Here is an 11492-nt window from a genome sequence, read left to right as displayed (position 1 = left end):
AGTTGCACGCTCTAGACCCGAAGCGGAGTGATCTAGCCATGGGCAGGTTGAAGCGGCTGTAAGAGGTCGTGGAGGACCGAACCCACCAGGGTTGAAAACCTGGGGGATGACCTGTGGTTAGGGGTGAAAGGCCAATCAAACTCCGTGATAGCTGGTTCTCCCCGAAATGCATTTAGGTGCAGCGTCGTGTGTTTCTTGCCGGAGGTAGAGCACTGGATAGGCGATGGGCCCTACCGGGTTACTGACCTTAGCCAAACTCCGAATGCCGGTAAGTGAGAGCGCGGCAGTGAGACTGTGGGGGATAAGCTCCATGGTCGAGAGGGAAACAGCCCAGAGCATCGACTAAGGCCCCTAAGCGTACGCTAAGTGGGAAAGGATGTGGAGTCGCAGAGACAACCAGGAGGTTGGCTTAGAAGCAGCCACCCTTGAAAGAGTGCGTAATAGCTCACTGGTCAAGTGATTCCGCGCCGACAATGTAGCGGGGCTCAAGCGTACCGCCGAAGTCGTGTCATTCCAGCATATAGGGCCAACGCCTGCTGGGATGGGTAGGGGAGCGTCGTGTGCCGGGTGAAGCCGCAGCGGAAGCTAGTGGTGGACGGTTCACGAGTGAGAATGCAGGCATGAGTAGCGATACACACGTGAGAAACGTGTGCGCCGATTGACTAAGGGTTCCTGGGTCAAGCTGATCTGCCCAGGGTAAGTCGGGACCTAAGGCGAGGCCGACAGGCGTAGTCGATGGACAACCGGTTGATATTCCGGTACCCGCTTTGAAACGCCCAGTATCGAATCAGGCGATGCTAAGCCCGTGAAGCCGTTCCGGACCCTTCGGGGAAAGGAAAGTGGTGGAGCCGGTGACCCAGACTTGTAGTAGGTAAGCGATGGGGTGACGCAGGAAGGTAGTCCAGCCCGGGCGGTGGTTGTCCCGGGGTAAGGGTGTAGGACGTGCGGTAGGCAAATCCGTCGCACACATAGTCTGAGACCTGATGCCGAGCCGATTGTGGTGAAGTGGATGATCCTATGCTGTCGAGAAAAGCCTCTAGCGAGTTTCATGGCGGCCCGTACCCTAAACCGACTCAGGTGGTCAGGTAGAGAATACCGAGGCGTTCGGGTGAACTATGGTTAAGGAACTCGGCAAAATGCCCCCGTAACTTCGGGAGAAGGGGGGCCATCACTGGTGAGGAGATTTACTCTCTGAGCTGGGGGTGGCCGCAGAGACCAGCGAGAAGCGACTGTTTACTAAAAACACAGGTCCGTGCGAAGCCGTAAGGCGATGTATACGGACTGACGCCTGCCCGGTGCTGGAACGTTAAGGGGACCGGTTAGTGACCTTTCGGGGTTGCGAAGCTGAGAACTTAAGCGCCAGTAAACGGCGGTGGTAACTATAACCATCCTAAGGTAGCGAAATTCCTTGTCGGGTAAGTTCCGACCTGCACGAATGGCGTAACGACTTCTCGACTGTCTCAACCATAGGCCCGGTGAAATTGCACTACGAGTAAAGATGCTCGTTTCGCGCAGCAGGACGGAAAGACCCCGGGACCTTTACTACAGTTTGATATTGGTGTTCGGTTCGGCTTGTGTAGGATAGGTGGGAGACTGTGAAGCGGCCACGCCAGTGGTTGTGGAGTCGTCGTTGAAATACCACTCTGGTCGTGCTGGATGTCTAACCTCGGTCCGTGATCCGGATCAGGGACAGTGTCTGATGGGTAGTTTAACTGGGGCGGTTGCCTCCTAAAGAGTAACGGAGGCGCCCAAAGGTTCCCTCAGCCTGGTTGGCAATCAGGTGTTGAGTGTAAGTGCACAAGGGAGCTTGACTGTGAGACCGACGGGTCGAGCAGGGACGAAAGTCGGGACTAGTGATCCGGCGGTGGCTTGTGGAAGCGCCGTCGCTCAACGGATAAAAGGTACCCCGGGGATAACAGGCTGATCTTCCCCAAGAGTCCATATCGACGGGATGGTTTGGCACCTCGATGTCGGCTCGTCGCATCCTGGGGCTGGAGTCGGTCCCAAGGGTTGGGCTGTTCGCCCATTAAAGCGGTACGCGAGCTGGGTTTAGAACGTCGTGAGACAGTTCGGTCCCTATCCGCTGCGCGCGCAGGAACATTGAGAAGGGCTGTCCCTAGTACGAGAGGACCGGGACGGACGAACCTCTGGTGTGCCAGTTGTCCTGCCAAGGGCATGGCTGGTTGGCTACGTTCGGAAAGGATAACCGCTGAAAGCATCTAAGCGGGAAGCCTGCTTCGAGATGAGTGTTCCCACCTCCTTGAGAGGGTAAGGCTCCCAGTAGACGACTGGGTTGATAGGCCAGATGTGGAAGCCCGGTAACGGGTGGAGCTGACTGGTACTAATAGGCCGAGGGCTTGTCCTCAGTTGCTCGCGTCCACTGTGTTTGTTCTGAAGCAATGAACTCCCGCACACCCTTTGGGTGTGTGCTGGTCGAGTTCAACTTCATAGTGTTTCGGTGGTCATAGCGTTAGGGAAACGCCCGGTTACATTCCGAACCCGGAAGCTAAGCCTTTCAGCGCCGATGGTACTGCAGGGGGGACCCTGTGGGAGAGTAGGACGCCGCCGAACAAATTGTGGGAAAAGCCCCGCACCCGATCGTAGGAATACGGTCGACGGTGCGGGGCTTTTTCGCGTTTGGTGTTATAAGTGCGCAGGCTGAGATCAAGACCTACAGCTGGTACTAGGTTCACCATGAGCTCGGGTACAGGTTTCATGGCACCGTCCTGCTGGGGTGCCATAGCGTCGTGCCATGACGCTTCCAGCCGGCCTGAGACGCACGGGCCTCCGGGCGCAGCGGGACATCGGCTTTCTAGCCGCAGGTGTACCGCCGCACCTGGCGCTGGTGCCCGTGTGGTCCTGGGCGGCGACTACCGCCAGGACGGGGAACTTGCTCCTTACGGTTTGCCTGTCGGTCGCACTGGTTCTGCTCGGTACCCCGGTGGTGACGGCCGTTCAGCGGGCTCGCTACCGGGCGCTGATCGGCGTGGACGTCCCCCGGTTCACTCCCGCCGCACCGGAAGAATGGACGTGGGCCTCGATCGCCCGGTGGCTCGCGGCGACGCGGCCTTGGCGCAAGATCGGCTACCACCTCCTGCTTGGCCCGCTGCTCGCGCTGCTGGAGCTGCTGGTGCTCGCGGTGGTGGCGGCGTCCCTGGCGGGCGTCGTCGCCTACGGCTGGGCATGGGCGCTGCCGTCCGGAATCCGCCAGGACTGGTTCGGCTACCTGACCCAGCTGCCGGTCTACACAGCCGCTGGGCTCCTCCTCCTGTGCAGCCTGCCCTGGACCGCGCGGGCAGTAGCCCGAGCCGAGACGCGGCTGGCGTTGGGCCTGCTCGGCCCCAGCCGGGCGCAGCGGCTCCAGGAGCGGGTCGATCAGCTGGCCGTGAGCCGGACGGACTTGATCGAGGCCGTCGACGCGGAGCGCAGCCGGATCGAGCGCGACCTGCACGACGGCACCCAGCAGCGGTTGGTGTCTCTCGCGGTCAACCTGGGTCTGGCCATGGCCACCCGCCCGGACCTGGCGAGTGATGCCCGCGAGGTGATCGCGAGAGCGCACCTGGAGGCGAAGGAGGCGATCGCCGAACTCAATGACCTGGTACGGGGGCTGCACCCGGCCGTGCTCGAAGACCGGGGTCTGGACGCGGCGCTGTCCGGGCTGGCTGCCCGTACGCCCCTGCCCGTGCGGCTGCGGGTCAATCTGGAGGGGCGGTTGGCGCCCAAGGTGGAGGCAGTCGCGTACTTCGTGATCTCTGAGGCGCTGACCAATGCGACGAAGCACGCCAACGCGATGCGTGCGGAGGTGATAGTCCGCCAGGTCGGCGAGGTGCTGCGCGTGCGCGTGACCGACGACGGCCTGGGCGGTGCCGACACCGCCGCCGGCACGGGGCTGACCGGGCTGGCCAAGCGGGTCGGCTCCCTCGACGGGGTCTTCCACGTCAGCAGCCCCGTTGGCGGGCCCACCACCATCACCGCGGAGCTGCCGTGCGCGCAGTGATCGCCGAGGATCCGGTGTTGTTGCGGGTCGGCCTGATGAAGGCGCTTTCGTGCCTTGCCCCACTCAATGCCATTTCTACAGGCGGCCCGCCGCCTTCAGTTCGAGATAGGCGTCCGCCAGGGCCGGGGCCAGTGCGTCCGGGGCGGCATCGACGACTGTGGCTCCATGACGCATCAGCTTCTCCGCCGTGAGCCGGCGCTGCTGCTGGGTCTGGCCCGCCGCCGCTGACTCGTACACCGCGTCGATGTCGCCCCGGCCCTTGGCCATGTGCGCGATGCGAGGGTCGGCCACGGAGGCCACCAGCACGGTGTGGCGCTGGGTGAGCCGGGGGAGTACGGGCAACAGGCCCTCCTCCGTGGCGGCGGTGTCCAGGCCGGTCAGCAGGACGATCAGGGACCGGCGTGGGGCGTGCGTCAAAGCGGCCGCGCTGAGGCCGCGCGCGTCGGTTTCGACCAAGGAGGGCTCCAGCGGGGCCATCGCGTTGACCAGCGCAGGCAGGAGTTCGCCCGCGGCCCGGCCCTGGACCTGCGCGCGTACCCGGCGGTCATAGGCGAGGAGGTCGACGCGGTCGCCGGCTCGGGAGGCGAGGGCCGCGAGCAGCAGTGCCGCGTCCATCGCCGCGTCGAGCCGGGGCACGTCGCCGACGCGGCCCGCCGAGGTGCGGCCCGTGTCCAGGACGATGAGGACGTGGCGGTCGCGCTCGGGGCGCCAGGTGCGTACGGCCACGTTGCCCTGGCGGGCGGTGGCACGCCAGTCGATGGAGCGGGTGTCGTCGCCCGGTACGTATGCGCGGAGACTGTCGAATTCCGTGCCTTCGCCTCGGGTCAACACGCTGGTACGGCCGTCGAGTTCGCGGAGCCGGGCCAGCCGGGACGGCAGGTGCTTGCGGCTGGTGAACGGCGGCAGCACCCGCACGGCCCACGGCACCTCGTGCCGGCCCTGGCGGGCGGCCAGGCCGAGCGGGCCGTACGAGCGGACGGTGACGCGGTCGGTGTGGCGGTCGCCGCGCCGGGTCGGCCGCAGCACCGTGGTGAGGCGGGTGCGTTCGCCGGCCGGGATCGTGACCTGGTGGCGGGAGGCCGCCTGTTCCGCGTCCGCCGGCCAGCTGCTGGGCGGCCACGCGTCCCTGAGTTGGGCTCGCAGGCGCCGGTTCGACGGGTTGGTGACGGTGAGGCCGACGTCGGCCCGGTCGCCGAGTCGAACGGACGTATCACCACTTCGAGTGAACTGGAGCTTTCGGACTGGCGTCGCGCAGGCATAGTCGCACAGAATTGCGAGTGCAAGGGGAGCGTTGACCGCCAGCATCCCGGTCCAGCCCGGGGCGAAGACGCCGACCGGGATGGAACCGAGGGCGGCCAGGAGTGCGGAGCGTCCGGTGATGGCCATGGCGTCGCCTTCAGCGGGGCACGGGGACGTGGGCGAGTACCGAAGTGATGACGGAGTCGGCGGTGACACCCTCCATCTCGGCCTCGGGGCGGAGTTGGACGCGGTGGCGAAGAGTGGGGAGCGCCAGGGCTTTCACATCGTCCGGGATGACGTAGTCGCGGCCGGTGAGCCAGGCCCAGGCCCTCGCCGTGGAGAGCAGGGCGGTGGCGCCTCGGGGGGAGACCCCGAGGCTGAGCGAGGGGGATTCACGCGTGGCACGACAGATATCGACGACATAGCCGGTGATCTCCGGCGAGACCGAGGTCTTGGCGACGGCGGCGCGAGCGGCCTCGAGGTCGGCCGGGCCGGCCACGGGGCGCACGCCGGCCGCCTTCAGGTCGCGGGGGTTGAAGCCGTTCGCGTGCCGGGACAGTACGTCTATCTCGTCCTGGCGTGAGGGCAGGGGCACGGTCAACTTCAGTAGGAACCGGTCCAGTTGGGCCTCGGGCAGGGGGTACGTGCCCTCGTACTCGACCGGGTTCTGCGTGGCGGCCACCAGGAACGGGTCGGGCAGAAGCCTGGGGGTTCCGTCGACCGTGACCTGACGCTCCTCCATCGCTTCGAGAAGGGACGACTGGGTCTTGGGCGGCGTCCGGTTGATCTCGTCCGCCAGCAGCAGATTGGTGAAGACCGGGCCGGGCTGGAAGGAGAATTCCGCCGTGCGGGCGTCATAGATCAGGGAGCCGGTGACGTCGCTCGGCATCAGATCGGGGGTGAACTGGACGCGCTTGGTGTCGAGTTCGAGGGACGCCGCCAGGGCGCGCACCAAGAGAGTCTTGGCGACGCCGGGTACGCCTTCAAGTAGCACGTGGCCTCGGCAGAGGAGTGCTACGACGAGGCCTGTGACGGCGGAGTCCTGGCCGACCACGGCCTTGGAGATCTCGGCGCGCAGGGCTTCCAGGGAAGCGCGGGCGCTGTCCGGGTGCGCTGCGCTCTCCGGGGTGCGGTCGCTCATGAAGTGCGTACCTCTCTTTCGAGGGCGTCCAGGTCGTCCGCGAGGCGGACAAGTGCGGTGTCGTTGGCCGGTGTTGGGCCAAAGAGCAGGGAAAGGGGGTCGCGGCCGGCTGCGGGGAGCCGGGCGGATACGGCCGGCACCAGGACCTCGGGGGAGTGCGCCGCCGAAGCGGACACGCCGAGGAGCGGAGCCAGGCGGGCGCGGGTGGCCGAGCGCAAGGTGTCGGCGGCGCGGTCGCGTGCGTTGGCCTTGCGGTAGAGACGGGCGCGTCCCTCGGTCGTCTCGGAGGCGCGGACGGCGACCGGTAGGTGCTCGGTGACGAGCGGGCCGAGGCGGCGGGCGCGCCAGAGGGCGGCGAGCACGGCGGCCAGGGCGAGTTGGAGGGTGCCCCAGCGCCATCCGGCCGGGATCAGATCGAAGAAAGAGCGTTGGCCGCCGTCGGTGGCCGATGTGTCACCCAGCGAGGGGAGGTACCAGACCACATGGGCGCGTGTGCCGAGCAGGCGAAGGGCGAGGGAGGCATTGCCCTCCTCGTCGAGGCGGTGGTTGAGGAGGATGTCGGGGGCGCCGAGCAGGACGGTGTCGCCCGGTCCGGGGGCCGGGACAGTCAAGAGCGTGGGCAGGCCGGCGGCCCGGTAGCAGCCGTCGGTGCGCTCGCCCGAGGACGCGTAGCGGATGCCACCGGTGTCGGCGCGGCCCGCGCGGGTGGCGGCGTCGTCGGCGCAGCCGGGATCGCGCGGCCTGACCGGGACGGGGCTTTCGGCGCGTACGCCGGGCGCGAGGGTGCCCAAGGACGGCTCACCGGGGGCGATGAGGACGGTGCGCCCCCCGGAGCCGGCGGTGGCGGCGCGCAGTTGACGCTGCTGGCCCCCGGTCAGGAGGTCGGGGACGGTGATCAGGAGGGTGGTGTCGGGGCCGGCGGACGCGGTTGCCTCGTCGAGCGTGGTGACCACGCGCGTGGAGACGCCCTGTGCTTTCAGGAGCTCGGCCACGGCGCGACTGCCGTACTGGTCGGCGGAGCGCGGATCGAGGCTGCCGTGCTGGGCGTCGGAGTGTATCGCGGCCAGGGCGATAGCGCCCCCGACCAGGATGACCAGGGCGATGAGGAGGCCGCGGGCGCGGGTCCACACATGGCGGGGCGTGAGCGACGTGGACGTGGTGGTGGCCGTGGTGGCGGTCATTCGGCGACTCCCTGGGCCGCGTCGCTCAGCGCGGGCTTGGTGCGTTCGAGGTCGCGGTCGAGATCGCGCAGGCGCAGGTACGCCGCCTCGTCGGCGGTGCGGCCGCCGTATGTGACGTCGTCGAACGAGCGGGCGGCGGCGCGCAGCCGGTCCGCGTGGGCGGGCAGGGGAAGGCCTGCTTCGGCGGCGGCCTCGTCGGCGGTGCGGCCGGGGCGCGGGTCGAGCAGGGCGCGCTCCTCCAGGGAGCGGACGATGGCGCGCATCCGTTCCTGGACGGCCTCGGTCCAGCGGTGTGCGGCGGCGTGCGCCTCGGCCGTGGTGCGGTGTTCGGCGGCGCTGCGCGGGCGGTCGTCGAAGACGGCGCCGCTCGTGGTGAAGGCTCGCTGCGGCGTGCCGAGCCGCCACCACAGCGCGCCGATCAGCGCGAGGACGACGAGCACGATGACGACCAGGCCGAGCCAGCCGCTGGGGGTGCCCCCGGACGCGGCGTCGAAGAGCGAGCCGATCCAGTCCCAGAGCTTGTTGACGGCGCGCTGGAGCAGGCTCGGGTCGTGCTGGTGGTATGCCGGGTCGGACAGTTCGCGCCGGGCCGCCTCACGGGCCGCGTCGCGCGGAATGTCCACCGGCGGTCCGCCGGATGCCGCGATGAGCGGCCGTGCCGTTATGAAGCCCCCCGCTTCTGACACTGCATCAGCTCCTGGGTGTTTCGTGGCCGGGAACGCCTGCGGCGCGGGCCAGTTCGAGGTCGAGCGCCTCGCGGCGGATGCGCTGGTCGATGTAGAGCAGCGCGGTGACGCCGCCGAAGAGGGGGTAGGTGATCGCCGACGCGATCACGCCCCCGATGCCGGAGATGATCAGGTAGGCCCAGCCGAAGTCGGGGGCGGTGCCGTTGATGACGTCGCCGAAGGAGGTGCTGTCCACGGCCATCGCCAGCACGCCGAAGGGCAGCTCGATGATCATCGCGACGATCACCGTGAGGAGCAGCGCGAGCAGGGTGATGCCAAGGACGCGCCACCAGGAATTACTGGTCAGCTTGGCGGACCGGCGCAGCGCCTGGACGATGCCCTGCCGCTCCAGCATCAGCGCCGGGCCGGCGAGGATGTAGCGGATGTACAGCCAGAGGGTGACCACGCACGCGGCGAGTCCGCCGAGCGCGGTGAGCGCGGCGCCGCCGCCCCCGCCCAGGAGCGCCCCGGGCAGGATGCCGACGGCGGTGATCGCGGTGAACAGGAGGGTCAACAGGCCCACCAGGCCGAACAGGCTGAGCAGGCGCGGGCGGGCCTCGGCCCAGAGGGCGCCCGGCGTCACCGAGCGGCCCAGCACAGAGCGGCTGACCACCAAAGCCAGGACGGCGGTCGTCAGCATGGTGGCGAGCTGACCGATGATCACCGATGGCATCAGCGCGAGCAGGCTGGACTGCATCGCGTCGAAGGCCTGGTTGATGGCTTCGGCGCCGGTGGCGTTGGGGTCGACCGTGGCGGGCGCCGGCAGGATGAAACGCGTGGTGAGGAGCTGGGCGGTCTGGGCGACCACCGCGACCGCCAGCGTCAGACCGACGACGGTGCGCCAGTGGGCGCGCGCGGCGGAAACCGCGCCGTCGAGGATTTCGCCGACGCCCAGCGGGCGCAGCGGGATCACGCCCGGCTTGGCGGCGGGCGGGCGGCCGTAGTTGTGGTTCCAGTTGCCGCCGGGCGGCTGTCCCGGGATCCGGCCCCAGCCGCCGTGGCCGGGAGGCGGGCCGTTCCAGCCCGGTGCGGGCGGGGGCGGGTTCTGGCCGGGACCCGGCGAGGACCACGGGGCGGCCGGTGGCTGGTCCTGGGACCACTTCGAGGAGGCGTGGGCCCGCTCGGACGGTTCGGGCGCCGGAGAGGTCCCGGAGTTGTCGCCGTCGGAGGGGGCCGATCCGGGCGAGGCCCAGCCCGGAGAGTCATTCACGGTCGTCCACCTCGTGGATTGGTCACGGGACCGGCTGCGCGAGCCGGCTCCTTGGGGTTGGCTGCCATCGTGCCATGTGGATCCGGGCCATGGACCGGCCCCCGTATCTCGTTCGCACCTTCATTTGTCGGTGGCTCACGGGGCAGACTGGGCGGATGGCTGATCAGGACGTGCGAACGACCATGGGGTCCGCTCCCTCGGGAATACCTTCGCTGCGCTGGGACGAGCCGCCGGAGGGCCCGGTGCTGGTCCTGCTGGACCAGACCCGGCTGCCCGCCGAGGAGGTGGAACTGGTCTGTACGGATGTGCCGGCGCTCGTGCGGGCCATCCAGACACTGGCGGTGCGCGGCGCCCCGCTGCTCGGCCTCGCCGGGGCCTACGGGGTGGCGCTGGCCGCGGCGCGCGGGTACGACGTGGACGAGGCAGCGGCGCACCTCGCCGGGGCGCGGCCCACCGCCGTCAACCTCGAGTACGGGGTGCGGCTGGCGACCAGGGCGTACCGGGCAGCGGTGGAGAAGGGCGCGGAACCGGCGGAGGCGGGGGCGGCGGCGCTGGCCGCGGCCAAGGAGCTGCACCGGCTGGACGCCGAGGGCAGTGCGGCCATGGCCCGGCACGGGCTCGCGCTGCTCGACGAGCTGTTGCCGGGCGGCAGCCATCGCGTCCTCACGCACTGCAACACCGGGCGTCTGGTCTCCGGCGGCGAGGGCACCGCGTTCGCGGTCGCGCTGGCCGCGCACCGGGCGGGCCGTCTGCGGCGGCTGTGGGTCGACGAGACGCGGCCGCTGTTGCAGGGCGCGCGGCTGACGGCGTACGAGGCGGCCAGCAGGGGGATGGCGTACAGCCTGCTGAGTGACAACGCCGCCGGCTCGCTGTTCGCGGCAGGGGAGGTGGATGCTGTCCTCGTCGGCGCCGATCGCATCGCCGCCGACGGCTCGGTGGCCAACAAGGTGGGAAGCTATCCCCTCGCCGTGCTGGCCAAATACCACCACGTGCCGTTCATCGTGGTCGCGCCGGTCACCACGGTGGATCTGAACACCCCCGACGGCGCGTCCATCGAGGTCGAGCAGCGTCCCGGCCAGGAGGTGACAGAGTTCACTGCCCCGCAGATCCCAGGGGGCGGCTGGGGGTCCGGTTCCGGGCTTCCGGTGGCACCGCTGGGTACGCAGGCGTACAACCCCGCCTTCGATGTGACACCGCCGGAACTGGTCACGGCGATCGTCACAGAGGAGGGTGTCCTGTCCCCGGTGACAGGCGGCGGGCTGAGGGAGCTGTGTGCCAGGTCACGCCAGGTAACGATTAGCTAATGGGATGATGACGTTTATGAAGGGACGCGTCCTTGTCGTCGACGACGACACCGCACTGGCCGAGATGCTCGGCATTGTGTTGCGTGGAGAAGGTTTTGAGCCGTCGTTCGTAGCGGATGGCGACAAGGCACTGGCGGCATTCCGTGACGCCAAGCCCGACCTGGTGCTGCTCGATCTCATGCTGCCCGGACGGGACGGCATCGAGGTGTGCAGGCTGATCAGGGCCGAGTCGGGCGTGCCGATCGTCATGCTCACCGCCAAGAGCGACACCGTGGACGTGGTGGTCGGCCTGGAGTCCGGGGCCGACGACTACATCGTGAAGCCGTTCAAGCCCAAGGAGCTGGTCGCCCGGATCCGGGCGAGGCTGCGCAGGTCGGAGGAGCCCGCGCCGGAACAGCTCGCCATCGGCGATCTGGTGATCGACGTGGCCGGACACTCGGTGAAGCGGGACGGGCAGTCGATCGCGCTGACCCCGCTGGAGTTCGACCTGCTGGTCGCACTGGCCCGCAAGCCGTGGCAGGTGTTCACTCGTGAAGTACTCCTCGAACAGGTCTGGGGGTACCGCCACGCGGCGGACACCCGCCTGGTCAATGTGCATGTCCAGCGGCTGCGCTCGAAGGTCGAGAAGGACCCCGAGCGGCCGGAGATCGTGGTGACCGTCCGTGGCGTCGGTTACAAGGCAGGACCGAGCTGAG

The 11492-nt window shown here is 68.4% G+C and carries 8 protein-coding genes and 2 rRNA genes; 5 read left to right on the top strand and 5 right to left on the bottom strand.

The window, feature by feature from the left end; translation table 11 throughout:
• The 3 genes from ACFYM2_RS20485 to ACFYM2_RS20475 all read left to right on the top strand — a co-directional run.
• Window positions 1-2365 (top strand): 23S ribosomal RNA (locus ACFYM2_RS20485); the annotation flags it as partial.
• Between the two features lie 89 nt (window positions 2366-2454).
• Window positions 2455-2571: ribosomal RNA gene (gene rrf / locus ACFYM2_RS20480) — 5S ribosomal RNA — on the top strand.
• A gap of 181 nt (window positions 2572-2752) precedes the next feature.
• On the top strand, window positions 2753-3997 hold the full coding sequence (locus ACFYM2_RS20475) for a histidine kinase (protein ID WP_388837826.1): 1245 nt from the start codon (window positions 2753-2755) through the stop codon (window positions 3995-3997).
• 75 nt (window positions 3998-4072) lie between these two features.
• On the opposite strand, the gene ACFYM2_RS20470 is transcribed toward ACFYM2_RS20475, so the two are convergent.
• From ACFYM2_RS20470 to ACFYM2_RS20450, 5 genes are read right to left on the bottom strand one after another with little or no spacing between them, the layout of a single operon-like run.
• Window positions 4073-5383 (bottom strand): DUF58 domain-containing protein, encoded by a 1311-nt coding sequence (locus ACFYM2_RS20470; RefSeq protein ID WP_388837823.1) that lies wholly within the window; start codon window positions 5381-5383, stop codon window positions 4073-4075.
• Between the two features lie 10 nt (window positions 5384-5393).
• On the bottom strand, window positions 5394-6377 hold the full coding sequence (locus ACFYM2_RS20465; RefSeq protein WP_388837820.1) for an AAA family ATPase: 984 nt from the start codon (window positions 6375-6377) through the stop codon (window positions 5394-5396).
• Window positions 6374-7558, bottom strand: a complete 1185-nt coding sequence (locus ACFYM2_RS20460; RefSeq protein WP_388837817.1) for a DUF4350 domain-containing protein — start codon at window positions 7556-7558, stop codon at window positions 6374-6376. The genes ACFYM2_RS20465 and ACFYM2_RS20460 overlap by 4 nt, the downstream gene beginning before the upstream one ends.
• The gene (locus ACFYM2_RS20455; protein WP_388837814.1) at window positions 7555-8244 is read right to left on the bottom strand and encodes a DUF4129 domain-containing protein; all 690 of its coding nucleotides are present in this window, start codon (window positions 8242-8244) and stop codon (window positions 7555-7557) included. The genes ACFYM2_RS20460 and ACFYM2_RS20455 overlap by 4 nt, the downstream gene beginning before the upstream one ends.
• A 4-nt stretch (window positions 8245-8248) precedes the next feature.
• Window positions 8249-9493, bottom strand: a complete 1245-nt coding sequence (locus ACFYM2_RS20450; protein WP_388837812.1) for a glycerophosphoryl diester phosphodiesterase membrane domain-containing protein — start codon at window positions 9491-9493, stop codon at window positions 8249-8251.
• A gap of 155 nt (window positions 9494-9648) precedes the next feature.
• Between ACFYM2_RS20450 and mtnA the strand changes: the two genes are divergently transcribed.
• Complete coding sequence (gene mtnA, locus ACFYM2_RS20445) at window positions 9649-10797, top strand: S-methyl-5-thioribose-1-phosphate isomerase (RefSeq protein WP_388837809.1); 1149 nt, start codon at window positions 9649-9651, stop codon at window positions 10795-10797.
• A 4-nt stretch (window positions 10798-10801) separates the two neighbouring features.
• Entirely contained in the window at window positions 10802-11491 is a 690-nt protein-coding gene (gene mtrA / locus ACFYM2_RS20440; RefSeq protein ID WP_189389435.1) for a two-component system response regulator MtrA, read from the top strand.
• The last annotated feature ends 1 nt before the right edge of the window (window position 11492 follow it).

The sequence above is a fragment of the Streptomyces sp. NPDC006711 genome (assembly GCF_042869775.1).
Classification (GTDB): Bacteria; Actinomycetota; Actinomycetes; order Streptomycetales; family Streptomycetaceae; genus Streptomyces.
Note: the sequence above shows the minus strand (reverse complement) of the source record. Positions and strands in the feature narration are given on the sequence as shown.